Consider the following 23,636-nt stretch of genomic DNA (forward strand, 5'->3'; position numbering starts at 1 on the left):
CAGCGACGGATCCGATGCGGACAGGGGTGGCGCGCCCCGCTCGTCGCGGCCGGTCGGTGTGCCGGGCCGGGGTCGGACTCGCGTCGGGTCTGCGCGCCGCTCAGCGCCCGGCGTAGGCCGTCGAGGTGCGCGCGGCCGCGGCGACGAGCGGTCGCAGCTGGGCGGCCAAACGCTCGGCGGTCACCGCGACGATGTCGACGTCCGTGCCGGTGCGCACCGCGTATCGGCCGTCGGCGACCACGTCGATCCAGCACAGCACGCCGAACGGGCGCGGTTCGCCCACGCCGCGGCGCGCGGAGACGACCATCTGGCCGATACCTTCACGCGGCTGCCGGAGCAGCTTGCGGATCCGGGACGGAATAGACGGGCCCGCGACCGGAACGGTGACCAGGTTGCGGCTGTCCTCGCCGACCTGGGACAGGGGAGCGGTCAGGCGCGGCAGCATGCCGGGATTGTTCTCCGGGAGCATCGAGACGATCCGCGGGCACAGGGTTTTCGAGCTGCCCGCGAACAATCGCACGTCGCCGCCGCGATCGGGGGTCGCACCGGGGCGTTGCGCGGCGACCACCGCGATGTTCCCGGCGGCGGCGCCGAGGATACGGATCGGCCGCGCCTCGGATCGCCGCCCGGTGTCGATCGCCGGTGGGCGTGGTCCACCGTTCTCGCGCGACGGCGGTTCTGGCGCCGCGTCACGTTGACCGAACACCTCGACGCGCAGGTCCGGCTGGGCGAGGATGCGCAGCGCCGCTTCCAGATCCGCGTCCAGCACCTGATCGCACCAGCGATCGAGCGCGGGAAGCTGCGCGGTGCGTTCCGCGGTGTCGCGCGCCGAAAGGCGCACGGCGAGTGGATAGGGAATGCGATCCCCATCGGTGCGTGACCAGGCCAGCGCGAACTGATCCGGGGTCAGCGTCCAGTTCACTCGTACTCGGTCCATTCGCCGAGCACGGGCGGGGTGGTCGGATCGAGCGACCCGATGAGTTCGCCGCCGTCGTCGGAGGGCTCGAGGAACGTGGGGAGATCATCGAGGTCGAACTCGTCGTCCTCGTCATCGATCGGCGCCAAGCGTGCGCTCGCGGCGTTCGCGACCACACTCGAACCGCCGCGCGGGGTGTCGACGGCGGCCACCGCACCACCCATCAGGCCACCCATCGCTCCGGCGCCTAGACCGGTGACCGCCGCGTCGGAGCTGTCGTCGTGCTTTCGCCGCTCGTCGCGCTTGCGCTGCTCTTCGGACGGAACCTGGCCGCCGACGCCGGGCACGGCGGGCAGCGTCGTCGGCTCGCTCGTCGCCGAGGCTGGCGCGGTCGCCGGACCCGGCGATCCGGTGGGGGGCGCGGTGCGGAGAACCGAGGCGGCCGCAACCGTCGAGAGCGCCGCCGTGGCGGCGGGTGCGACTCGTGGCGCGGCCGGGGCCGGTGTCTCGTCCGCGACCGCGGCGCCGGTCGTCGGCACGGCGGCAGCGGCGGCGGACGTGGCGGGCGTCTCGTCGGCGGGTGTCGAATCGGTGGACGTCGCCGAGACGCTCTGCTCCACCATGTGGATCGGCTTCGGCGCGTGCGTCCCGAGCGAAGTGGGCTGCGCGTCGGATGCGACCTGGGTTGTCCCGACGATCTTGCTCGTCGGCGTGGCGGTGGGAGCCGGGGCGGCCGATTGATCCGATTCGTCGGGGAACGCGGGCACGTCGGTGCCGGTGCGCACGAAAACCCCCGCGTAGATGTCGTTCATCGCGCGCACGACGTCCTGACGGGCGTGCTCGCTCGCCTTCTGCCCATCGACATTGCTGGTCGCCCGGGACGGATCGAGCAGTGCCGCCCCCAGATCCGGTGCGCCGGTGGACGGCTCGGTCACCGCGGCGCGCAGCGCCTCCGCCGCGTCGCTCGCCTGTCCGAGGCGCTGCGAGACGACCGCGAACACGTCGGCCAGGTCTTGGCCGCTCTGTTCGAAGACGCGCACCACCGCGTCCGCGCTCTTGGCGGCGGAGCCGCGCCAGCCGTCGGCGATGGCCGCGCGGATCTCGGTGTGCGCCTGGAAGACCGCGTCGGCCAGGTGCGCCGCCGCGTCGCTCCACGCCTGCTCGCCGCCCGCGAGGACGGCCGGGTTCAGCAACTGGACCTTCGCGTGGATCTCGTCGTGGGTGAGGTTGTCGAACACTTCGACGTTCGGCGCGTAGGCGGGGTCGGTGCGCCGGTGGGTGGCCCGCTCCCCGGCGCGCGGCATCTCACGCATGCGCGACTCCCGTCACGTCGACCCGTTCGACCGCCTGCGCGAGCGCCTCGTCGGCCTGCTGGTAGACGGCGGCCGCGGCGCGGAAGGTCTGGGCGAGTTCTCGTGCGGCGGCGGCGTATTCGTTCAGTCGGGTGATCGCGCCGTCGGCCTTGCGCTCGAAACCGGCGCGCAGCGCGTCGCCGGAGGCGAATCCGCCGAAGCCGGGCAGCGCGGTGGCGGCGCTCAGGATGCGGATCTGCTCGTCGACCCGATCGGCGAGCAACTCGTACTGGCGCGCGCACCGTTCGTGCGCGCCGTCGGCGACCAGGAGGCCGTCGATCCACAGCGAGCCGTCGTCTACCGCTCGGTTCAGCGCGGCGATGTCGACGCCGGGTGCGGTGACTTCCGCGCGCGGCTCTCCGCCGAACCCGTTCTCTTGCGATGGCATCTGCGCCGTCCCCCTTCCTCGTCCGAAGTGCGGTTACGGATGTCGTGCCAACCCCACGACGACACCCTGCATCCAATCCGCGATGTCGGCAGTGACCCGCGCGTGCACCGGCTCGTGCAGCAGGTCGTGCCCGGCGTCGATGTACTCCCGTAAATCTACCGATTCGTGGCGGCTAGTCCAGACCCTGATCGCATCGATCGGCGCGCGCCGGTCGTCCACGCCATGCACCGCGAGCACCGGAAGACGCTGCGGCAGGGGCGTTCCCGGCGCGCCCGGCGCACCGCCGCCCAGCGCGCGTTTCGGGACGCCCGACAGCACCAGGCCCGCCAGCGCGTCCGAGGGCAGGGCGGGCCGCAGTGGATAGTTCCGGTCCAGCACCGTCGAACCCGTTGCGGCATCGGCCGACTCCGGCACGGCGGCCCCGAGCATGCCCAGCGCGGTCACCGCGCCGAGCGAGTGGCCCATCAGGATCAGCGGCCGGTCGCCGCGAGCCAGCTCGACCAGCCGCACCGCGTCCGCCACCAGCTCGGCGAGCGTGCCGGGCCGTTCCGGATCGCCCTCGCTCAACCCGTGCCCGGCGGTGTCCAGCGCCCATACCTCACCGGCGGGGCGCAGACCGCGCGCGAAGCGGTGGTAGTGGCCGCTGTGCTGGCCGATTCCGGGCAGCAGGACCACGGTGTAACGCGGGTGTTCGATCGGCCACCGCCGATAGTGCATCCGGCCGCGCGCGCCGTCGAAGAATGGCATCCACCGATAGTGCCAAAGATCGTGTCGCGGGTGGGACCGCGCGATTCCGCGCCGGAAACGGTTAAGATCCGCGGCGACTCATACCTACCGGAGCCCGAGGTGCCCGCGTTGCGAACTCTCCGCCGTCGAGGCGCCTTCCTCTTGTCCGCCGTGGCGCTGGCCCTCACCGGAGTGCTCGCGCCGGGCGCGGGCGCCGCGCCATCCATCGCCGCCTGCGACCCCGCGGTGGCGGTCACGGCCGTCGCGGCGCGAGTGCCGGTGCTCGACTGGGCGGAGAACCTGGGCTACGACGCGCAGGGCAATCTGTGGGTATCGCGGCTCTACCGCAATGAGGTGCAGCGTTACGACACCGCTGGCAACCTCACAGCGACTGTTCCGGTGGAGTTCCCCGGCGCGGTGCGGCTCGGTCCCGACGGACTGCTGTACGTGGTCTACGGTGACGCGCCGGTCAGCGTCGTCCGTCCCGGCGGCGTGCTCCGATTCGATCCGGCGGCGGCCGTGCCGAAGCCGGAGGTCTTCGTCTCCGGCCTCACGATGCCCAACGGCGCGGCGTTCGACCCGAGCGGCAACTTGTACGTCGCGACCCTCTCCGGCGTGATCAAGGTCCGTCCCGACGCCTCCCTCGACACCGAGTGGGCGGCGCCGCTGGCCGGACTGGCCGCCAACGGCGCGGTCGTGCACGACGGCGTGCTCTACGTGACCGCCAACGGGGGCCCGCTCGGCCGGATCGTTCGCGTCCCGCTCGACGCGCCCGCGTCCCGCAGCACCGTCGCCGACCTGTCCTCGCAACTGGCCGGTCTCCCGGATTTCGCCGACGATCTTCTGGCCGATCCGAGCGGCATCCTCTACGTCACCACCCTCACCGGCCAATTGATCCGCGTCGATCCGACCACCGGCGTCACCTGCGCCGTGCTCAACGGCCAGCCGCTCACCGCGGTCGCCGCCGTCCCCGGCCGTCCGGACGAATTGACGGCGAGCACGGAATCCGGCGCTCTCCTCCGAATCCAGCTCTCGCGCTGAGGTCGAGCCGCTGTCGTCGGGATCACAGGCTTCGGCGCCGTCGCGGTATCGGCGCGAAGAGGGAGCGAAGCGGCGTCCATCTCCACATCGATCGGCGGCACCGTGTCGGCGCGCCCGGCAATCCGGCCGCGCGGGTATCGCGCCGCAGGGCCTGGAGGACCGCGTGTCCACGAGCCGGCATCGAACGTGCGGTCCACACACCGCAGCGAGGTGAATATCCTGTCCGGCAGGGGTTTTGAGTACGCCTTGCTTGTGCAAGCGGCCGGTGATGCTGTCATCGGCAAGCGGGACCGGCGAACTCAGATCATAGGTCCCTGCCGTGGGTCGATCGCGCGCTCGGCGCGGTCAGCGATGGCCCGCAGATGGGCGATGAGTTCCGGAGGCTCGTGGACTTCGAAGTCCGCCCCTAGCGCGAGCAGCCGGTGAGCCAACCATTCCGGCGCGTCGTCGCGCCGGGCGTCGATCCGGCAGGTGTCCGGGTCGATCGCGACGACATCGCCGGGGCTTTCACCCAGTCGCCCCGTGACCCGGTCGGCGGAGGTGTGGATGGTCACTCGGAGCCGGAAGGAGGGTGTGCCCCAGTCGGTGCGGCGGCCCGCGACGTAGGCGGCGGCATCGGCGGCGGGTAGCGCACGCGGCGAGAAGCGGGCGGCGGTGGGCTGCGGGCGGTCGATCCGGTCGACGCGGTAGACCCGCCAGCCGGCCCGATCGAGGTCGTAGCCGACCAGATACCAGCGCCGCCGGGCGGGCACGAGGCCGACCGGCTCGGTGTTGCGCCTGGTCTCGGCGCCCGCCTCGTCGCGGTAGGCGAAACGCACCCGCTCCCGGTTGGTCACGGTCGCCGCGAGCGTGGCGAGCACCTCGGGGTCGGCCGTGGGCCCGTCGGCGGTGGGCGGGGTCAGCGCGACGGCGAGTACCCGCACCCTGCGTCGCAACTTCGCGGGCAGCACCTGCTCCACCTTGGCGAGCGCCCGGACCGACGCCTCCTCGATCCCGGCCACCGCGGACCCGGCGGCGGCCCGCAACCCGACCGCGATGGCGACGGCCTCGTCGTCCTCGACCAGCAGCGGCGGCATCGCCGTGCCCGCCGCGAGGCGGTATCCGCCCGCAGCGCCGAGCGTCGCGGTCACCGGATAGCCGAGTTCGCGCAGCCGATCGATGTCGCGGCGCACCGTGCGGTCGGTGACACCGAGGCGTTCGGCCAATTCGCTGCCCGGCCATTCCCGTGGCGTCTGGAGCAGCGACAGCAGGCGAAGCAGTCGGGCGGGAGTGTCGTTCACGAATCAGATGATGCCGGAAATCTAGGACTTGTTCGGTCCTAGATGCTGCTTAACGTCATCGCTGTACCGCAGCACCGACCGCCGAGGAGGCGTACCGATGACCACCGCCATTCGCCCGTTCCGCATCGAGATTCCGCAGTCCGACCTGGACGACCTGCACGATCGGCTCGCTCGCACCCGTTGGGCCGCCCAGCTGCCGGGCACGGGCTGGGATCGCGGCGTGCCGGTCGACTATCTGCGCGAGCTGGCCGAGTACTGGCGGACCGGATTCGACTGGCGGGCCCAGGAAGCGGCGCTGAACGAGTTCCCGCAGTTCAAGACACATATCGACGGGCTCGACGTGCACTTCCTGCATGTGCGTTCGCCGGAACCGGACGCGACGCCGCTGATCCTCACCCATGGCTGGCCGAACTCGTTCGCCGAATTCGCGGGGACCATCGGCCCGCTCGCCGATCCGCGTGCGCACGGACTCGATCCCGCGCAGGCCTTCCACGTCGTGGTGCCCTCGGTGCCGGGCTTCGGCTTCTCCGACGGGCCGCGCGAGCCAGGCATGACACCGGCGAAAGTGGCCGGGATGTGGCTGACCCTGCTGGATCGGCTCGGCTACCGGCGCTTCGGCGCACAGGGTGGCGATCTCGGCGCCTACGTCGCGCCGGAACTCGCCATCGCCGCGCCGGACCGGGTGATCGGCGTGCACCTCGACGGCGGGATCGGGATGCCGACCGAAGCGGACGTGCCCACCATGACGCCGGACGAACGTGCCGAGTGGGACCTCATGCAGCAGTGGATGACCGGCGGCGTGGACCATCACGTCCTGCTGCGCCCCGCCCCGCAGACCTTCGCCCACGCGTGGACCGATTCACCGGTGGGCCTGCTCGCCTGGCTGATGCAGAAGTTCACCGAGTTCGCCCCGCTCGCCGACCGGGTGGAGGACGTGATCAGCCGCGATCAGCTGCTGACCAACGTCAGCCTGTACTGGTTCACCGGTACCGCGGCCTCGTCGTCCTGGCCGATGTACAACGGCCTCGGCGACGGCGGGTTCACCTGGCCGAAGGGACAGAAAGCGGCGCCGACCGGCACGTACGGCGGCGGCTCCGCGCTGATGCGGCGGCTCGCAGAGCGCGACAACACCATCGTGCACTGGCCGGAAGGCAACACGGGCAACCACTTCATCGCGATGGAATGCCCGGACGCGCACGTCGCCGACATCCGCGCGTTCTTCGCCGCCGTCCGATAGGGAGGCGGCACCTGCCCGGCGCGCGGTCGATTCGGCGGTGCGTGGAGCACCCGGTGCCCGGTTGCTCCACGGGTGGCGGGAGTCCATACGGCGGATCGGGCCATCCTGGCCGTTCGATTACCGACGCGACGGCGCGGTCGCATCGAGCGGCCGGGCCTCGGACCGTCGGGCCGGGCACGCCGGTCGGCCGACGTCAGCGACGAAGCGTTGCTACGGGGTGGGTTCGCCGCCGGAGCCGCTCGGCGCGGGCTGAGCAGGGGCGGGGTTGGGCGCAGGAGCCGCAGGCGGCGGGGGCGGGTTGTCCGGCACCGTGAAAAGTCCCACGGTGGGAGTCATCACACAGTGGGCGAACGGGTAGTCGATGATGCCCCACATCGAAGCGAGCACCGTGCCGGGACCGCTGCGGACCGTCTTGGACAGCGTGGGCTGGCGGTACTCGGTCACGTCGTCGAGCGGGTCGATGCCGCTGGCGCCGGTGTTCACGTTCACCCAGGCGACCACGAGCCCGGAGGCCAGGGGAGCGCCGGAGTGCGAAGGAGTCGCGCTGAACCGCAGCTCGCCGGGCCCCACGTTCAGGTCACGGCCGTTGCCGGTCCCCTCGGTCGTCGCGGCGGCGATGATCGTGGTGATCGGGCCGTTGCTGCCGCAGCCGAAGGTGGGCGCGGCGTAGGAGAACGGGGTGAACACGCTGGAGACCTCGCGCAGGTGCGCGGCGTCGATCAAGCCCGCGTAGCGCGTGAGCGCGGCGACGCCCTCCTGTGCGGACGGGTCGGCCCCCGCGATGTCGGTCAGATGCGCCAGGCCGGTGTCCACCGGCGCCTGGGTCTGCTCGGCGGTGGCGGGCGCGGAGAAGGTGAGAACCGCGCCGATGCCGAGGGATGCCGCGGCGGCCGCGGCGCGTGCGATAGTCCTGCCGTTCACTCGTTCTCCTCGATACCGAACCCTGTGGGCCCCCGGCCCACCTGCAGCAACGTACCAGCTCGCGACGGTCGCCGTCCCGGGGAGCGGCGCGGAATCCGACGCCGCGAACGGCGAGTGTGTCCCGCACTTGTGATCCAGTCGACAGGGCAGGATTACCGGGGGGTAGTTTGAACTCGGACGTACGAGACACGCAGGGAGATGCGTATGAAACTATCCTTGTCCCCCGACGACGTCGCTTTCCGCGACGAACTGCGCAAGTTCTATCGGACCGAGATCCCGGCCGACATTCGCGAGCGCGTCCGGGACGGCCGTGAGCTGACCCGCGACGACATCGTCACCGCGCACAAGATCCTGAACGACCACGGCCTCGCGGTGCCCAATTGGCCCGTGGAGTGGGGCGGCAAGGATTGGACGCCGATGCAGCGCCACATCTGGCAGGACGAGATGCAGCTGGCCTCGGTGCCGGAGCCGCTGACGTTCAACGCGCAGATGGTCGGCCCGGTGATCGCCCACTTCGGCTCGCAGGAGCTGAAGGAGCGTTTCCTGCCGCCCACCGCGGCACTGGACATCTGGTGGTGCCAGGGCTTCTCCGAGCCGGACGCGGGCTCCGACCTGGCGTCGCTGCGCACGACGGCGGTTCGCGACGGTGATTCCTACATCGTCAACGGCCAGAAGATCTGGACCACGCTGGCCCAGTACGCGGACTGGATCTTCTGCCTGGTGCGCACCGACCCGAGCGCGGCGAAGAAGCAGGCGGGCATCTCCTTCCTGCTGTTCGACGTGAAGTCGCCCGGTGTCACCATCCGCCCGATCAAGCTGATCGACGGCGGGTACGAAGTGAACGAGGTCTTCTTCGAGAACGTCCGGGTACCCGCCGATCAGCTGGTCGGCGCGGAGAACATGGGCTGGACCTACGCGAAGTTCCTGCTCGGCAACGAGCGCACCGGCATCACCGGCGTCGGCCGCACCAAGGTCAAGATCGGCGTGGCGAAGCAGTACGCGGCGAAGATCAAGTCGGGCAACGGCACGCTGCTGGAGGACCCGGTGTTCGCGGCGCGGATCGCCGAACTGGAGAACGAGCTGCTCGCGCTGGAGCTCACCCAGTTGCGGGTGGTCTCCAACTCCTCCGACGGCAAGCCGAATCCGGCCTCTTCGGTGCTGAAGCTGCGCGGTTCGGAACTCCAGCAGGCCGCCACCGAGCTGCTGCTGGACATCGCCGGACCGGACGCCATCCCGGTGGGCGCGGACGACATCGCCTCGCCCGGCTGGGCGCAGCGCAGCGGCCCCTCCTACCTGAACTACCGCAAGACAACCATCTACGGAGGCTCCAGCGAGGTGCAGCGCACCATCATCGCCTCCACGATCCTCGGATTGTGAGGCGCAACCATGGATTTCGATCTCACCGATGAACAGGTCATGCTCCGCGACACGGTCCGTGACCTGCTCGCGCGCAACTACGACGCCGAATCACGGCTGAAGGTGGTGGACTCCGAACTGGGCTGGAGCCGCGACGTGTGGCGTCAGCTCGCCGAACTGGGCGTGCTCGGCCTGAGTTTCACCGAGGAGGACGGCGGCGTCGGCGCCGGTCCGGTGGAGACCATGGTCGTGCTCGAGGAGGTGGGCCGCAGGCTCGCGCCGGAACCGATCCTGGACGCGGTGCTGGTCCCCGGTGGCCTGGTCGCCGCGGCGGGCAGCGCCGAACAGCGGCAGCGGATCCTGCCCGAGGTGGCCTCTGGTGCGAAACTGCTGGCCTTCGCCCATGCCGAGCCCGGGGTGCGCTGGCCTGCCGCGGAACTGGCGACCACCGCCACGGCGCAGGGCGATTCGTACACGCTGACCGGCGTGAAGAACCCCGTCGCGCACGGCGACAGCGCCGACGAACTCGTGGTCAGCGCCGCGCTGCCCGAGGGTGGCGTCGGTCTGTTCCTGGTCGCGCCGGACGCGACGGGTGTGGTCCGCAAGTCCTACCGCACGGTGGACGGCCAGCGCGGCGCGCAGGTGGAGCTGACCGACGCGCCCGCCGAGCGGCTCGGCGCGGCGGACGCGACCGATGCCATCGAGTCGGTGCTGACCCACGCGCAGGCGAGCCTGTGCGCGGAGTCGGTCGGCGCGATGGAAGAGGCGTTGCGCCTGACCACCGACTACCTCAAGCAGCGCAAGCAGTTCGGTGTCACGCTGTCGAAGTTCCAGACGCTCACGCAGCGAGCGGCCAACATGTACGTCTCGCTGGAACTGGCGCGCAGCATGAGCCTGTACGCCACGGCGTCGCTGGCGGACGGGGCCGACGATCCGGTGATCGCGTCGCGCGCACGGCTGCAGGTCGGCCGCGCGGCCCGTCACATCGGGCAGGAGGCGATCCAGATGCACGGTGGCATCGGCGTCACCGCGGAGTATCCGGTGAGCCATTACGTGGCCCGGCTGACCGCGATCGAGCGCACCCTCGGTAGCGGCCTCGAGCATCTGCGGGTGCTCAGCTCGCGGGTCGGCGACTACGAGTTGCCCGAACTGTAAGGAGTGCCGCGGTGGTGCGTTTCGCGCACCACCGCGTCATTCGTCGTCTCGCGGCGTCGTCCGCAGTTGGTTGGGCGCTTCGTCCGTCGAGTCGCTCGCCGGCGCTCGCGCGGCCGTCGGCCTCGGCTCCTCGGGGGGCGCCGCCTGCGTGGTGTCGTCGTGCGGATTCCCCGGGGACGGCTCGGCGGTGGTGCTGCTCATGAAGCCCGAAAACGGGGTGGGGTGCCGCTGCTCGGCTGGTGCGATCCGCCAGCTGGGCGACGGCGGGATGACGACCTTGGGGGTCGTCGAGCCGGTGGTGTTCTCGTGGACAACGGGTTCGGCGTACTCGCCCGCCTTGAGTGGCGGGGGCGGCACGTAGGTGTCGTGCTTACCGACGCCACAGGCGCCGATCAGGACGAGCCCGATGGAAACCGCTCCTACGGCGATCGCCGGACCGGCGATCTTGGCCCTGCTGCTTTCCAACGGTGACGCTCCTCGGTGTGTATCGAGTGGACTCACCTTACTCGAGGCCGGTCGGTCCGGCGAGGCGAGTGGTCGCTGGGTATGCGCCGGATGGCGCATTTAAAACAGTTCTGATTCAGATATCGAATTGGTCTCTTCGGCGTGTCGTGGGCACGTGTCGCTATCTTCCGGCGTCCCGGAGTCGTAGCGTGTGTGAGCAAAGTTACGCGTGAGACGCCGGTTCAAGGATGAGAGACACGTTGTGTGAGAACGTGATTGTGGTTCTCTGACCGGCGTCATCGAGGAGTAGATGATGGGAGCTTACTCGACAGCGTCGCGGCGTGGTTCGTCCCGCGCCGCAGAAGATGCCGTGTCGGCAACGGCACAGCATCCCGCGTCGAACCAGCAGGGCCGCTCGCTGTCCACGATCGTGTCGCGGACGCTCGCCTGGCTGATCTTCATCGGCGGACTCGTCGGGGCGGTGCTCGGCATCGCCGGACTGCACGTCGAAATCACCGTCGCCGGACTCATTCTCGCCTGCACCGCGGGACTGGTTCTGCTCAAACTCCGCGCGGGTGGCGGCGAAGCGGACGGACCGTAAACCGGCCGGTCGGCCGCCCACAGGCCTGGCGACGGGCGTGAGAAACGAAGGCGCGCAAGATCTCAGGCGCCTACCGTGATCTGTATGAGGATCGAGATCACCACCGACGCCGCCGAGTTCCGCTCGGTCGCGGGGGCGTTCCTGCTCCGCGATCCGCTGCGGCACACCGTGCTCACCACGAGCGTCGCCAACCATGTCACGGGCATGGATGCCCCGGCTGAGCCATCGCGATTTCTTACCGTCCACGGCGAGGACGCGGCGGTGGTAGGCGCCGCCATGCGCGTGGCCGGTCGCGATGTGTATCTCGGCGCGCTACCGCCCGACGGCATTCCCGCGGTGGCTCGCGCGCTGGCCGAGGTCGTCCCCGAAACCGCGGGCGTCGAGGGCGTCGTCGCGGACGCGACCGATTTCGCCCAGCACTGGTGTGGACTGCTGGGGAGAGATTTTCAGCAGTCGTACCGCACCCGGCTGCACCGGCTCGGCGCGCTGCGGATCCCGGACGTGGCCGGAGCGCCACGCCGCGCCCTGGAATCCGATGTCGCCCTGTGCGGGGACTGGCTCGCGGCCATGCGCGCGGAGTCCGGCATGGCGTCCGGACTGGACGAGGCCGCGATCCGGCGCCGCGTCGAAGCGGGCCGGTGGTGGCTGTGGGAACGCGACGGGCAACCGGTCAGTCTTGCCGCGCATCAGATCCCGATTCAGGGCTGGTCGCGGATCGGGCCGGTCTACACCCCGCCGGACGCCCGCGGAAACGGGTACGCCAGCGCGGTGACCGCGCACGTCGCGAAGCAGCTGCGAGCCCAGAACCTGGAGGTCTGCCTCTTCGCCGACACCGACAACACGACGGCCAACCGGATCTACCGGGCGATCGGCTTCCACCCGACCCACGAATTCGCGCACTATGTCTTCGAGTAGCCCGCCAGGACGCTGCGCAGGGCGGCGGTGAACCAGGCGAACACCGGCGTCAGGCTCGGCGGCGCGGGCCAGCCGTTGATCACCGCGAGCAACCGCCAGTACCGCTCCACGCGTTCGTCATCGGCCACCGCGAGGCGTTCCAGCATCCACTCGCGCAGCGCGCGATCGTCGGGCCTGCCGAACGTGGCCGCGTAACGCGCGGCGAGGTCGGCGACCACCTCGGCCGCCGCGGGAGAGCCGGGCGCGACACCCGCCGCCATGGCCGCCTCGACCCGGTCGCGCACGGCCTCGGTGAGTGCGTGGTGCAGACCCGTCGTATCGCCCTCGGCGCGTTCGCGCGCCTGGTACTCGGCCATCCGCCGGATCGCCGCCCGAAAGTCCGTGTCTGCGGTGAGTTCCGCCAGTTCCACCCACGCGGCCACCTGCGCGGGTGCGGGATCGTCGGGCAGGTCCGGCAGTGCGGTGCGCAGCAACTCGGTGAGTTCCGGGTTGGCGTCCAGTCCGCCGAAGGTCGCCTCCACGAAATCCTCGATCAGTCGATGACGTTCGGCAGCCGACAAGGTGACGAGCTTGTGCATGAGATCCAACTCCTGTGGGGTCGAGCCCTGCCCGGCCACCGCGCGCAGAACCGCTCGTCGCTGACGCAGGATCCGGATCTGGGTGTCGAGTGCGTCGGCGTGCGCCGCGGCGACCTCGGACAGCGCGAGCTCGTGGGTGAGCACGCGCCGGACGGTGGCCAGGTCGAGTCCGAGAGCGCGCAGCGTCCGCACCAGATCCAGTTCCGCCAGCGCGCGGATGTCGTAGAGGCGGTAGCCGGATGGGCTGATTTCGGTGGGCAGGACGACGCCCTTGTCGGCGTAGAACCGGATCGTCTTGACGCTGAGGCCGGTGCGTTCGGCAACGGCGCCGATGGTGAAGCGGGTGTCGTCCATGTGCCTACCCTCGCGTCTCCCCCTGGGGGAAACTCAATTCAGCGGCGCGGATTTCCACCAATTCATGAACTCGGCTTCGGTGGCGATGAATCCGGCGCTGTACATCAGCATGGCGGCCCGTCCCGGGTCCGCGGAAAAGGCGGTGACCATTCGCGGCCGCAGGTTCCGACTGTCGTGCAGGGTGTAATTCGTGTAGCTGTGCCCGCTGTTGTTGGTGGCGGTCGCGCGGTCGTTGGCCGGTAACGCCGCTAGCGCGGCCTGCGCGTCGGCCGGGGAGCCATAGAGGTAGAAGTCGAAAGACGCCTTGTTCGGCCCGCCGAAGCAGCTCCACATCACCAGCCAGGGGCCGAAATCCGGATCCTCGTGGTCGCGCGTCGTCGCGGAATCCGGTGCGTGGGCGAAACAGCCCGCCTTGTTGTACCCGGTTCCGGAGTGGACCAGGCGCTGGGCGGAGGTCTCCGGAAGCATGTCCGGGAACGCGGCGCTCAGCTCGGCCGCGCGGGCGCCGATGGTGGCACGGTCCGCGGTGGCCGAGACGCTCGTCGTCGGGCGCTGGGCGGTCGGCGGCGTGGTGGCGTCGGTGTTCCGCGTGGCCACCGTGGTGGTCGATGCGGCGGAGCCGGATGAGGTGTCGTGGAACGATGGCGCGGCGAGCGCGGCGGCCAGGCCCAGCGCCAGCATCAGACCTATCACGGCCTCCAGTCGCGCTCTGCGCCGGGGACGCCGCTGCGGACGAAGGCCCCCGCCCGCGCTGGGGAGCGGTGGTTCCGCGTGCAGCGGAGGATGACTCGGCGAGGGCCACGCCGCGGGCGCGGTCAGCGCTTGCCACGCGGCGGCGGCGAATTCGCCGCACGAGTCGAAGCGATCGGCCGCGTGCTTGGCCATCGCCTTGGCGAGCACGCCGTCCAGCGCCACCGGCAATCCGGGCCGCAGCCTGCTGATCGCGGGCGGCGGTGCGTTGAGATGCCCCTGGATCACCGCGACCGGATTGGTGGCGTCGAACGGCACCGTGCCGGTCAGCAACCGGAACAGCGTGCAGGCCAGCGAGTACTGGTCGGCGCGGTGATCCAGCGGCGCACCGGACAATTGCTCCGGCGCGGCGTAGGCGAGGGTGGCGGTGAAGGTGCCGGTCTGGGTGAGCCGTCCGGTGTCGTCCCGGAATCGGGCGATGCCGAAGTCGGAGAGGAAGACCCGTTCCTGGTCTCCCTCGACGCGCTCCAGCAGAATGTTCGCCGGTTTCACGTCGCGGTGCAGCACGCCGCGACTGTGCGCGAAGTCCAGCGCTTTGGCCGTTTCGGCGATGATCTGCACCGCCCGTGGCGGCGGCAGCGTCCACGCGTCCAGCGCCGCGGCGTCGGTGCCGTCGATGTAGCGCATGCAGATCCACGGCTGGTCGCCCTCGACGCCGCGATCGAACACCGTGACGATATTCGGGTGATCCAGCCGTGCGACGAGGTCCGCCTCCCGCTCGAAGCGGGCGCGGGACTCGGTGTCGTCGAACAGGTCCGGGTTCAACAGCTTCATCGCCGTCAACCGGGGCAGCCGCGGATGCCGGGCCAGGTACACCGATCCCATCCCGCCGCGGCCGAGCAGGCGTTCGATGGTGTACCCCGCGAAGACCTCGCCGGTGTGGTGCATCGGTCAGTTCAGCGGAGCCGAGCGCCACCAGCGCAGCAGCTCGTCGACGGTGGTGTGGGAGAAGCCGTCGGTGTACATGAGGTACTGGGTCCGATCGGGATCGCCGGTGAACGCGGTGACCATCTTGGCGCCGTCGTCGACGTACTTGTAATTGGTGTAGGACTTTCCGCCGTTGGTGTCGGTGGACTTGGCGGCCGACGAGGGCAGGCCCTTCAGCACCGCCTGCACATCGGCGGGGGCCTTGTAGACGTAGATCCGGTAGTACGGATCCTCGTTGTTGCCGCCCTTGAAGCAGCGCCACTGCGCGGCCCAGTCACCGAAGTCCGGTTCGCCCTTGGACGGCGACGGTGGCGAGCTCGGCGAGGCCAGCCAGCATTCGGCGCCGTTGTATCCGACCTCCTCGGACTTGGAGGCGGGCACCATCCGCGGGAACTCCGCGCTGACCGACTCCGGGGTCGCGTCGACGAGATTCGGCTTCACCGCCGATGTGGTCGTCGTGCCCGCGTTGCTCGAGCCCGAATCGGAGACGGCGCCGATGATGCCGAGCACCACCACGATCAACACGACCACGCCCACCACCAGGCCGATGATCAGGCCGGTGTTCTTCTTGGGCGGCGGCGCGGCCGAGTGGTGCACGTGCGCGCCGTGTGGCGGGGCGAAGGTGGAAAACCCGGCCTGCTGCTGGGGATACGGGTTGGCGGCCGTCGGCTGGGGCGCGGGACCGGTGTGCGGCCGCGAGTTCACCACCGGCGCGGGCGGCGGAGTCGCGGGCGACGCCGAGGCGAGCGCGTTCGGCCCGCTGGTTTGCGGGGTGTGCACCTGGTGGCCAGGGCCGCTGACGTAGTGACCTTGCGCAGCCGGATACGGCGATCCCGTGGTGGGGATCTGCGGCCCGGTGGCCGGGCGCGGCCCCGCCGTGGGGTGCTGCGGCCCGGTGACCGGGCGGGGACCGCCCACCACCGGCATCGACGGCGCGCTGGAACCGGTCAGCGCCTGCTTGGCTGCCGCGGCGAATTCCGCGCAACTGCCGTACCTGTCGTCGGGTCGCTTGGCCATCGCCTTGGCCAGCACGCCGTCCAGCGCGAAGGGCAGGCCCGGCCGGACGCCGCTCAGCGCGGGCGGCGTGCCCTGCAGATGCCCTTGGATGACCGCGGCGGGGTTGGTCGCGGAGAACGGGCCGGTGCCGGTGAACAACCAGAACAGCGAGCAGGCCAGCGAATACTGATCGGAACGGTGGTCGAGCGACGCGCCGGTGAGCTGCTCGGGCGAGGCGTAGGCCAGCGTTGCCGTGAAGGTGCCGGTCTGGGTGAGGTGGCCGGTGTCGTCGCGCAGCCGCGCGATGCCGAAGTCGGTGAGATACACCCGCTCACCGCGACCGGCGCCGGAGCGGGCCAGCAGGATGTTGGCTGGTTTCACGTCGCGGTGCAGCACCCCGTTGCCGTGCGCGTAGTCCAGCGCGTCGGCGGTCTCCTTGATGATCTGCACCGCGCGTACGGGCGGAAGCGACTTCGGCTCCACCGAGGCGGCGTCGATGCCGTCGACGTACTGCATCGAAATCCACAGCTGCTCGTCCTCGAGCCCGCGGTCGTAGACCGTGACGATGTTCGGGTGATCGAGCTGGGCGACCAGATCCGCCTCCCGTTCGAACCGCGCCCGCACCTCCTTGTCGAAGAACATCTCCCGATTCAGCAGCTTCAGCGCGGTCATCCGCGGTAGCCGCGGATGTTTCGCCAGATATACCGAGCCCATGCCACCGCGGCCGAGTTGCCGCTCGATGACATAGCCGGCGAAAACGTCACCGCTGGCCAGCATGACTGCTCCACTTCCCGCCGCCCGCCGGGACCCACCGGCGAACAGGCGTACAGCAAAAGAACGCGTGGCCGGAGATGGGCCCGACCACGGAAAACATCGAAACCATAGCAGTAATCGCGCCTCACCTATCGCTCGTCGAGCGTGGTGCGGCGCGGGCGATCGACATGCGTCGGACCGCCCGGCGGAGGCCGAGCGTCCGGAGGTTGCTGGTGCGGTCGCACTACCGAGCCCGGGCGCATGGGCAAGTTCGGCAACTCGATCAGGCCGGGATGGGCCGGGCGGCGCGGCGGCAGGAAACTCGGGGACGGTCGAGGGGTTTCCCGCGGCCTCGGTAGGTGCTGCGGCGCGGCCGCGTGGTATGTCGGCGCGGTTGGATACCCGTCGGGATGAATGCCGTGCGGCGCCGTCCGATGCCCGGCCCGCTGTTCGGACAGGGCGGATTTCGCGGCGGCGGCGAACTCGGCGCAACTGTTGAAGCGATCCTCTGGCCGCTTGGCCATCGCACGCGCCAGCACCGGATCCAGCGCGGGCGGCAGTCCGGGACGTGTGCGGCTGAGCACCGGGATCGGCGCGTACAGATGGCTGTTCACCACAGCCGCCGGGTTGGCGCCGGGATACGGCGGCGCTCCCGTGAGCATCCAGAACAGCGTGCACGCCAGCGAATACTGATCGGCACGGTCGTCCAGCGGCCTGCCGATCAGCTGTTCCGGGGCGCCGAAGGCGAGTGTCGCGGTGATCGTGCCGGACGAGCCGATCGTGCTCTCCGCGCCGCGGATGCCCGCGATCCCGAAATCGGTGAGCAGCACCCGTTCCGGTTGACCGATCGGCGCCTTGGCCAGCAGGATGTTGGCCGGTTTCACATCGCGGTGCAGCACCTGGTTCGCGTGCGCGAAATCCAGCGCCGCGGCGGTGTCGGCCGCGATCCGCACCGCGCGCCACGGAGCGAGGACGTCGACGTCCGCGCAGGAGGCGTCCGCGCCGGGCACGTACTGCATCGAGATCCACAGCTGCCGGTCCTCGGCGCCGCGATCGAACACCGTGACGATGTTCGGGTGATCGAGCCGTGCCACCAGATCGGCCTCGCGTTCGAAGCGGCGGCGGATGTCGGTGTCGGCGTACAGTTCGCGTTTGAGCAGCTTCAACGCCGTCAGGCGGGGCAGCCGAGGATGCTGGGCCAGGTACACCGTGCCCATGCCGCCATGGCCGAGGACGCGTTTGATGACGTAGCCCGCGAAGATCTCGCCGGTCTGCAACACCTGTACACCCCCTTGTCGAGTCGAGCGCGCGGACACTACCCATGTATCTCGATGAGCCATCGGGATGCAACACCTCGCGGCGCAACCTCGATTGTCGTCGGTAGCAGCCAGTACTGTGACCCGCATGCGCATTGGAGCACACGTCCGGCTCGACAGCGACCCGATCGGCTTCGGGGAGAAACTCGGCGCCGACGTCATCCAGATGTTCGTGGTCGATCCGCAGAGCTGGGACAAACCCACCCCGCATCCGCGGACCGAGGAGATTCTCGCCAGCCCGATCGAGGTCGTGGTCCACTCCTCTTATCAGATCAACGTCGCCAGCCTGAACAACCGCCTGCGCATGCCCTCGCGCAACGCGGTGGCCCAGCAGGCGAAGGCGGCCGCCGAACTCGGCGCGTTCGGTCTGGTGGTGCACGGCGGGCACGTGCGTTCCGACGCCGAGTTGGAGACCGGAATCGACAATTGGCGCAAACTGTTCGAGCGTCAGCAGGACAAAGGCGGCTTCGCGGTGCCGATCCTGATCGAGAACACCGCGGGCGGCAATCACGCCATGGCCAGGCATTTCGATTCCATCGCCCGGCTGTGGGACGCGGTCGGCGAGTACGGCGCCGGCTTCTGCCTTGACACTTGCCACGCCTGGGCGGGCGGCGAGGAGCTGATCGGCGTCGTCGACCGGATCAAGGCGATCACCGGCCGGATCGACCTGGTGCACTTGAACTCCTCGCGCGACGAATTCGACTCCGGCGCCGACCGGCACGCCAACTTCGCCGACGGCACCATCGACCCGCAATTGCTCGCCGAGGTGTGCCGCACGGCGGACGCGCCGGTCGTGCTGGAGACTCCGGCGGACGGCCTCGCGGAGGACTTGGCGTACTTGCGCGAGCACTGTGTCTGATTTGCAGCGCTTGCGGCGCTCGTAAGACTCGCACCCGGCGGGGCTGGGTCAGCTCGGTCGTCCCGACGATGTTTGGGCAGCGCCCCGCAGAACGGAATGGAGCTGGGCGGTGTCCGGGTCGGGCTCGCGCTCGGTGGGCCGAAGTGGTGGTGCTTTCGCGCCGTTTGCGATCAGTGCGACGAAAACCCTGGTCAGAGGGGTCGTTTGGGTGGTCTGCTCTCCGGAGCAGTAACCGATCTCGACAGCGAAGGTGATCTCATGACGGTCGCACCCGCCACCCCATCCACAGCCTCGGTGACCAGGCTCGGCGCTCGTATCGGCGCGCGGATCGACAACGTCCGGCTCGGCGGAGACCTGGATCCGGCCACCATCGACGTGATCCGTCGCGCGCTGCTGGAGCACAAGGTCATCTTCTTCCGCGGTCAGGACCACCTCACCGAGGACGGGCAGTACGAGTTCGCCCAGCTGCTCGGCTCGCCGACCACCCCGCACCCGACGGTCACCTCGCATGGTGTGAAGAGCCTGGCGATCGATTCCGAGCACGGCCGCGCCAACAGCTGGCACACCGACGTCACCTTCGTCGACCGCATCCCGAAGGCGTCCATCCTGCGCGCGGTGCACCTGCCGTCCTACGGCGGCGCGACCACCTGGGCGTCCACCGTCGCGGCCTACGAGTCGCTGCCGGAGCCGCTCAAGCGGCTCGCCGAATCCCTGCGCGCCGTGCACACCAACGTCTACGACTACGCCCGCGCCGAGGAGACGCCGCGTCCCAACACGGCCGCCTACCGCGCCGAGTTCGAGTCCACCTACTACGAGACCGAGCACCCGGTGGTGCGCGTGCACCCCGAGACCGGGGAGCGGGCGTTGCTGCTCGGCCATTTCGTCAAGCATTTCGTCGGGCTGTCCAGCACGGAGTCGCACGCGCTGTTCCGGCTGTTCCAGGACCGGGTGACCCGCCTGGAGAACACCGCCCGCTGGAACTGGGAGCCGGGCGACGTCGCCATCTGGGACAACCGCGCCACCCAGCACTACGCCATCGACGACTACGACGACCAGCCACGCAAACTGACCCGCATCACCCTGGCAGGCGATGTCCCGGTCGGCGTCGACGGCTCGACGAGCACCATCATCGCGGGCAACGCCGAGCACTACTCGATCGTCGAGAACACCCAGCTGCTCGCGTCCTGAACGCGGACCCCGCATGGTTGCCGGGCCTCCGGCTGTTGAGGGGCCATGCGGTGTCTTCGGGTCGCTGTGAGCCGTCGCCGAGGAGCCCGGCCTGCCATATATGCAGGTCGGGCTACGAAATGCCGTAAGTGACCTGACCGCGAACCGCGGATCGGTCCACTGACGCGGGGGCAGGCGTACTCGCGTATTGCCCCCGGCACCGGAGGTTGCCACAACAACCTAGAGCCGCCCGAAACCGACCCAACCCCGCCGGGCGCGAGTCTTACGAGCGCCGTTCGCGGCCCGTCTCGCGGCCGAGTGACCGAAGTGCATGCGACGCAGTCGCGAGTCTCGGTCGCTCGGGCGCGAGACTTCTCGGGGCCGTGAACACGCAGCGCCGCAGGCGCTGCAAAAACCAACACAGCCCATACTGGTTGCCATGAGTATTCGGCCGCTGGACGGGGTGCGCGTCCTGGAGCTCGGCAATTACATCGCCGCGCCGACCGCCGGGCGCATCCTCGGCGACTTCGGTGCCGAGGTGATCAAGGTGGAACGCCCGAAAGCGGGCGACGAGCTGCGCAACTGGCGGCTCTACGGCGGCGACACCTCGATGCTCTACCGGACGATCAACCGGAACAAGAAGTCGATCACGCTGGATCTGCGCACCGAGGCGGGGCGCGGGATCGTCCTCGACCTGATCCGGCGCTGTGACGTGCTGCTGGAGAATTTCCGGCCCGGCATGCTGGAGAAGTGGGGTCTCGGGCCGGAGGTGCTGAACGAGGCGAATCCGGATCTGGTGATCACCCGGATCTCCGCTTACGGGCAGACCGGCCCGCTGTCGGAGCGTCCCGGTTTCGCGGCGGTGGCCGAGGCGATCGGCGGACTGCGCGAATTGGTGGGCGATCCGGACCGTCCACCCGTGCGCACCGGCGTCTCGATCGGCGACTCCATCGCGGGTATCTACGCCGCGTTCGGCACCGTGATGGCGCTGTTCCAGCGCGAGCGCCGCGCCGAGTCGGACACGCCGGTCCCGTTGCGGGAGCGCGTGATCGACGTGGCGCTGAACGAGGCGATCCTGTCGGTGATGGAATCGCTGGTGCCGGACTATCTCGCCTACGGCATCCAGCGCGAACGCGTCGGCGGCCGGATGGAGGGCATCGCGCCGAGCAACGCCTACCCGTGCGCGGACGGCACCAGCATCATCATCGGCGGCAACGGCGACGCCATCTTCCAGCGCTACATGGCGGTCATCGATCGGCCGGACCTGGCCGCCGACCCGGACCTGCAGGACAACGCGGGCCGTTGGCGCAATCGCGAGCGGCTGGACGCGGCGATCGGGGAGTGGACGGTTCGGCATACCCGCGACGAGGCGCTGAAGCTGCTGGACGCCGCCGCTATTCCGTGCGGCCCGATCTACACCGCGGCCGACATCGTGGCCGACGAGCAGTACCGGGCGCGCAATATGATCCAGTCGTTCACCGTGGACGTCGGCGCGCCGGAGCCCAAGGCTGTCGGCTTCCCCGGCATCGTCCCGGTGATCGGCGAACAGTCCTTGCCCATCCGCAGCGTCGGACCCGACTTGGGTGAGCACACCCGAGAGGTTCTGTCCGGCCTGCTCGGCATGAGCGAAGCCGAGATCGATGCGTTGGAGGCGCGATGAGCACGCGGCCACACGACCGGAGGCGTCCGAAGGGGCGCGACGCGAGGGAACCGCGCTCGCCGGGGATCAGCAGGCCCACGGTGCAGCCGAATCCGACCGGGGCGGGCGAGAAGCCATGGGGCGGCGTGATGTGCGGCCATCACCGGGCGCGGGAGCAGCGATGACCGCGCCTTTGCTGCGCGATGTCACGTTGCGCGACGGACTGCAGCTGACCGGCAAGCTGCTGCCGGTGCAGCGCAAGGTTGACATCGTGCGCCGCCTGCTCGCGCTGGGGGTGCCCGCGCTGGAGATCGGCTCTATGGCGCGCCCGGACCTGGTCGCGCCGATGGCGAACACCATGGAGCTGGTCGCCGCGTTGACGCCGGAGGAACTGCGCCGCTGCTGGGTATGGGTGGCGACGCCGCGCCATGTGGAGAAGGCCGCCGCGGCGGGAGTGCGGAATTTCCAGTACTGCTTCTCGGTCTCCGACGCGCACAACCGGGCGAACATCGGACGCGACACCGAGGCCAGCGTCGCCGCCATGCCGGACGCGGTGCGCCTGGCCCGTGAGGTGGACGGGTCGATCCAGCTCTGCTTGGCGACGGCGTTCACCTGCCCGTTCGACGGCCCGGTCGACCCGGAACGGGTACTGGCCATCGCCCGCGACCCGCGCACCGAGGGCGCGGACGACATCGTCCTGGCCGACACGCTCGGACAGGCCCACCCCGGTGAGGTGTCCGCCCTGGTCGCGGCGGTGCGGGACCGGACGCCTCCCCGGCGCGTCGTCTTCCACGGTCACGACACCTGGGGCATGGGCGTGGCCAACACCCTCGCCGCGGTCGCGGCCGGCGCGGACATGGTCGACGGCGCGCTCGGCGGTCTCGGCGGCTGCCCCTTCGCGCCGGGTGCCAGCGGAAACACCGCCTCCGAGGACATCCTGTTCGCCACCAGGCCGGACTGGTTCACCCCAACCGCCCTGGCCGCCCTGGTCAACCTGTCGGAGGACCTGCTGTCCGAACTCGGCGAACCCAACCGCTCCCGCACCCTCGAAGGCGCCCGATCCAAAGCATCCGCCTTCGAGTGGGTCGTAGGTGAGGCCTGAAACACAGGGTGTTCCCTGATGGCGTGCGGCGGCGATGCCGGTAAGACTGGACGGCATGACTTCGCAAGCCTTGGGCGCCGACACCGCCGACCTGGCGGCATCGACCGATGTCGCGGCCCACGCTATCGAACTGACCAAGGTCTACGGATCGGGCGATACCCAGGTCAGGGCATTGGACGGGGTGTCGGCCGAGTTCGCGAAGGGCGAGTTCACCGCGATCATGGGTCCCTCGGGATCGGGCAAGTCGACGCTCATGCACTGTCTGGCCGGACTGGACAGCGCCAGCTCGGGCGCCGTCCGCATCGGTGACACCGACCTGACCTCGCTGTCCGACAAGCAGATGACGCGCTTGCGCCGCGACCGCATCGGTTTCGTCTTCCAGGCGTTCAACCTGGTGCCGACGTTGACGGCGCTGGAGAACATCACACTGCCGCTGGACATCGCGGGGCGAACACCCGATCGCGAATGGCTGGAGACCGTGGTGCGGCGGCTCGGGTTGGTCGGTCGGCTGACCCACCGCCCCAGCGAGTTGTCCGGCGGACAGCAGCAGCGGGTGGCCTGCGCCCGCGCGCTCGTGGGTAAGCCGGACATAATCTTCGGCGACGAACCGACCGGCAACCTGGACTCGCGCTCCTCGGAGGAGGTGTTGTCGATCCTGCGCGCTGCGGTGGACGAGTTCGGGCAGACGGTCGTCATCGTCACCCACGAACCGCACGCGGCCGGGTTCGCCGACCGGGTGGTGTTCCTCGCCGACGGACGCATCGTCGACGAGATGCGCGATCCGACCGCCGACACCGTGCTCGACCGGATGAAAGCGTTGGAGCAGGCGTGACCGGGCGTTCGCGGAAGATTCGGGGGCGGGC

The 23,636-nt window shown here is 70.0% G+C and carries 22 protein-coding genes; 11 read left to right on the top strand and 11 right to left on the bottom strand.

All coding sequences use genetic code 11. The features are described 5' to 3' along the window. Positions 1-100: 100 nt before the first annotated feature. Genes ACFV2O_RS30135 through ACFV2O_RS30150 form a run of 4 tightly spaced genes read right to left on the bottom strand, consistent with a single transcriptional unit; the run spans position 101 to position 3,403 of the window. Positions 101-937, bottom strand: a complete 837-nt coding sequence (locus tag ACFV2O_RS30135; RefSeq protein ID WP_379254845.1) for an ESX secretion-associated protein EspG — start codon at positions 935-937, stop codon at positions 101-103. Further along, positions 919-2,229 (bottom strand): WXG100 family type VII secretion target, encoded by a 1,311-nt coding sequence (locus tag ACFV2O_RS30140; RefSeq protein ID WP_379254846.1) that lies wholly within the window; start codon positions 2,227-2,229, stop codon positions 919-921. Before ACFV2O_RS30140 ends, ACFV2O_RS30135 begins: the two co-directional genes overlap by 19 nt. Next, positions 2,222-2,656, bottom strand: a complete 435-nt coding sequence (locus ACFV2O_RS30145) for a hypothetical protein (protein ID WP_379254847.1) — start codon at positions 2,654-2,656, stop codon at positions 2,222-2,224. Before ACFV2O_RS30145 ends, ACFV2O_RS30140 begins: the two co-directional genes overlap by 8 nt. A 33-nt stretch (positions 2,657-2,689) precedes the next feature. Further along, entirely contained in the window at positions 2,690-3,403 is a 714-nt protein-coding gene (locus tag ACFV2O_RS30150) for an alpha/beta fold hydrolase (RefSeq protein ID WP_364432630.1), read from the bottom strand. Between the two features lie 108 nt (positions 3,404-3,511). Between ACFV2O_RS30150 and ACFV2O_RS30155 the strand changes: the two genes are divergently transcribed. Further along, positions 3,512-4,423 (top strand): SMP-30/gluconolactonase/LRE family protein, encoded by a 912-nt coding sequence (locus ACFV2O_RS30155; protein WP_379254848.1) that lies wholly within the window; start codon positions 3,512-3,514, stop codon positions 4,421-4,423. Between the two features lie 299 nt (positions 4,424-4,722). Here the strand turns inward: ACFV2O_RS30155 and ACFV2O_RS30160 are convergent, their stop codons facing one another. Further along, the gene (locus tag ACFV2O_RS30160; protein WP_379254850.1) at positions 4,723-5,703 is read right to left on the bottom strand and encodes a helix-turn-helix transcriptional regulator; all 981 of its coding nucleotides are present in this window, start codon (positions 5,701-5,703) and stop codon (positions 4,723-4,725) included. A gap of 97 nt (positions 5,704-5,800) precedes the next feature. Between ACFV2O_RS30160 and ACFV2O_RS30165 the strand changes: the two genes are divergently transcribed. Further along, positions 5,801-6,940, top strand: coding sequence for an epoxide hydrolase family protein (locus ACFV2O_RS30165; RefSeq protein WP_379254851.1), 1,140 nt, complete (start codon positions 5,801-5,803; stop codon positions 6,938-6,940). A gap of 210 nt (positions 6,941-7,150) precedes the next feature. Here the strand turns inward: ACFV2O_RS30165 and ACFV2O_RS30170 are convergent, their stop codons facing one another. Beyond that, entirely contained in the window at positions 7,151-7,861 is a 711-nt protein-coding gene (locus tag ACFV2O_RS30170) for a hypothetical protein (protein WP_379254852.1), read from the bottom strand. Between the two features lie 204 nt (positions 7,862-8,065). Here ACFV2O_RS30170 and ACFV2O_RS30175 point away from each other — a divergent pair, with 204 nt between their 5' ends. Then, positions 8,066-9,238, top strand: a complete 1,173-nt coding sequence (locus ACFV2O_RS30175) for an acyl-CoA dehydrogenase family protein (RefSeq protein WP_355077254.1) — start codon at positions 8,066-8,068, stop codon at positions 9,236-9,238. A gap of 9 nt (positions 9,239-9,247) precedes the next feature. Continuing rightward, a complete protein-coding gene (locus ACFV2O_RS30180; protein WP_379254853.1) occupies positions 9,248-10,372 on the top strand; it encodes an acyl-CoA dehydrogenase family protein in 1,125 nt (374 codons plus the stop codon). Between the two features lie 36 nt (positions 10,373-10,408). On the opposite strand, the gene ACFV2O_RS30185 is transcribed toward ACFV2O_RS30180, so the two are convergent. Next, positions 10,409-10,837, bottom strand: a complete 429-nt coding sequence (locus ACFV2O_RS30185; RefSeq protein ID WP_379254855.1) for a hypothetical protein — start codon at positions 10,835-10,837, stop codon at positions 10,409-10,411. Positions 10,838-11,186: 349 nt separating this feature from the next. Between ACFV2O_RS30185 and ACFV2O_RS30190 the strand changes: the two genes are divergently transcribed. Together ACFV2O_RS30190 and ACFV2O_RS30195 are read left to right on the top strand one after the other, a co-directional pair. Continuing rightward, positions 11,187-11,417, top strand: a complete 231-nt coding sequence (locus tag ACFV2O_RS30190; protein WP_355077249.1) for a hypothetical protein — start codon at positions 11,187-11,189, stop codon at positions 11,415-11,417. Between the two features lie 84 nt (positions 11,418-11,501). Next, positions 11,502-12,332, top strand: coding sequence for a GNAT family N-acetyltransferase (locus ACFV2O_RS30195; protein WP_379254856.1), 831 nt, complete (start codon positions 11,502-11,504; stop codon positions 12,330-12,332). Here ACFV2O_RS30195 and ACFV2O_RS30200 read toward each other — a convergent pair. The 4 genes from ACFV2O_RS30200 to ACFV2O_RS30215 form a co-directional block, all read right to left on the bottom strand. Then, positions 12,317-13,264, bottom strand: coding sequence for a MerR family transcriptional regulator (locus ACFV2O_RS30200; protein ID WP_379254857.1), 948 nt, complete (start codon positions 13,262-13,264; stop codon positions 12,317-12,319). The genes ACFV2O_RS30195 and ACFV2O_RS30200 overlap by 16 nt on opposite strands. 33 nt (positions 13,265-13,297) lie before the next feature. After that, positions 13,298-14,902: a serine/threonine-protein kinase gene (locus ACFV2O_RS30205; protein WP_379254858.1), complete on the bottom strand. Its 1,605-nt coding sequence runs from the start codon at positions 14,900-14,902 to the stop codon at positions 13,298-13,300. A gap of 3 nt (positions 14,903-14,905) precedes the next feature. Further along, a complete protein-coding gene (locus ACFV2O_RS30210; RefSeq protein WP_355077242.1) occupies positions 14,906-16,714 on the bottom strand; it encodes a protein kinase in 1,809 nt (602 codons plus the stop codon). 125 nt (positions 16,715-16,839) lie between these two features. Beyond that, positions 16,840-17,970: a protein kinase gene (locus tag ACFV2O_RS30215; RefSeq protein ID WP_379254860.1), complete on the bottom strand. Its 1,131-nt coding sequence runs from the start codon at positions 17,968-17,970 to the stop codon at positions 16,840-16,842. Positions 17,971-18,094: 124 nt separating this feature from the next. Between ACFV2O_RS30215 and ACFV2O_RS30220 the strand changes: the two genes are divergently transcribed. The 5 genes from ACFV2O_RS30220 to ACFV2O_RS30240 all read left to right on the top strand — a co-directional run bounded on the left by ACFV2O_RS30220 (position 18,095) and on the right by ACFV2O_RS30240 (position 23,605). Next, positions 18,095-18,865 carry a deoxyribonuclease IV gene (locus ACFV2O_RS30220; protein WP_355077239.1) on the top strand — a complete coding sequence of 257 codons (771 nt, stop codon included), beginning with the start codon at positions 18,095-18,097 and terminating at the stop codon, positions 18,863-18,865. A gap of 258 nt (positions 18,866-19,123) precedes the next feature. After that, the gene (locus ACFV2O_RS30225; RefSeq protein WP_379254862.1) at positions 19,124-20,053 is read left to right on the top strand and encodes a TauD/TfdA dioxygenase family protein; all 930 of its coding nucleotides are present in this window, start codon (positions 19,124-19,126) and stop codon (positions 20,051-20,053) included. A gap of 418 nt (positions 20,054-20,471) precedes the next feature. Continuing rightward, entirely contained in the window at positions 20,472-21,692 is a 1,221-nt protein-coding gene (locus ACFV2O_RS30230; RefSeq protein WP_379254864.1) for a CaiB/BaiF CoA transferase family protein, read from the top strand. Between the two features lie 160 nt (positions 21,693-21,852). Then, complete coding sequence (locus ACFV2O_RS30235) at positions 21,853-22,773, top strand: hydroxymethylglutaryl-CoA lyase (RefSeq protein ID WP_379254865.1); 921 nt, start codon at positions 21,853-21,855, stop codon at positions 22,771-22,773. A gap of 55 nt (positions 22,774-22,828) precedes the next feature. Next, positions 22,829-23,605, top strand: a complete 777-nt coding sequence (locus ACFV2O_RS30240) for an ABC transporter ATP-binding protein (RefSeq protein WP_355077231.1) — start codon at positions 22,829-22,831, stop codon at positions 23,603-23,605. Positions 23,606-23,636 lie beyond the last annotated feature (31 nt).

Origin of the sequence: Nocardia sp. NPDC059691 (genome assembly GCF_042733915.1) — a bacterium.
Taxonomy (GTDB): domain Bacteria; phylum Actinomycetota; class Actinomycetes; order Mycobacteriales; family Mycobacteriaceae; genus Nocardia; species Nocardia sichangensis.

Bases quoted from the DNA above. Each gene is read 5' to 3' on its own strand.
- ACFV2O_RS30135 (WP_379254845.1), bottom strand. From the start codon at position 937: ATGGACCGAGTACGAGTGAACTGGACGCTGACCCCGGATCAGTTCGCG.
- ACFV2O_RS30165 (WP_379254851.1), top strand. From the start codon at position 5,801: ATGACCACCGCCATTCGCCCGTTCCGCATCGAGATTCCGCAGTCCGAC.
- ACFV2O_RS30210 (WP_355077242.1), bottom strand. From the start codon at position 16,714: ATGCTGGCCAGCGGTGACGTTTTCGCCGGCTATGTCATCGAGCGGCAA.
- ACFV2O_RS30175 (WP_355077254.1), top strand. From the start codon at position 8,066: ATGAAACTATCCTTGTCCCCCGACGACGTCGCTTTCCGCGACGAACTG.
- ACFV2O_RS30235 (WP_379254865.1), top strand. From the start codon at position 21,853: ATGACCGCGCCTTTGCTGCGCGATGTCACGTTGCGCGACGGACTGCAG.
- ACFV2O_RS30140 (WP_379254846.1), bottom strand. From the start codon at position 2,229: ATGCGTGAGATGCCGCGCGCCGGGGAGCGGGCCACCCACCGGCGCACC.
- ACFV2O_RS30205 (WP_379254858.1), bottom strand. From the start codon at position 14,902: ATGCACCACACCGGCGAGGTCTTCGCGGGGTACACCATCGAACGCCTG.
- ACFV2O_RS30150 (WP_364432630.1), bottom strand. From the start codon at position 3,403: ATGCCATTCTTCGACGGCGCGCGCGGCCGGATGCACTATCGGCGGTGG.
- ACFV2O_RS30180 (WP_379254853.1), top strand. From the start codon at position 9,248: ATGGATTTCGATCTCACCGATGAACAGGTCATGCTCCGCGACACGGTC.
- ACFV2O_RS30145 (WP_379254847.1), bottom strand. From the start codon at position 2,656: ATGCCATCGCAAGAGAACGGGTTCGGCGGAGAGCCGCGCGCGGAAGTC.
- ACFV2O_RS30195 (WP_379254856.1), top strand. From the start codon at position 11,502: ATGAGGATCGAGATCACCACCGACGCCGCCGAGTTCCGCTCGGTCGCG.
- ACFV2O_RS30200 (WP_379254857.1), bottom strand. From the start codon at position 13,264: ATGGACGACACCCGCTTCACCATCGGCGCCGTTGCCGAACGCACCGGC.
- ACFV2O_RS30230 (WP_379254864.1), top strand. From the start codon at position 20,472: ATGAGTATTCGGCCGCTGGACGGGGTGCGCGTCCTGGAGCTCGGCAAT.
- ACFV2O_RS30240 (WP_355077231.1), top strand. From the start codon at position 22,829: ATGACTTCGCAAGCCTTGGGCGCCGACACCGCCGACCTGGCGGCATCG.
- ACFV2O_RS30225 (WP_379254862.1), top strand. From the start codon at position 19,124: ATGACGGTCGCACCCGCCACCCCATCCACAGCCTCGGTGACCAGGCTC.
- ACFV2O_RS30220 (WP_355077239.1), top strand. From the start codon at position 18,095: ATGCGCATTGGAGCACACGTCCGGCTCGACAGCGACCCGATCGGCTTC.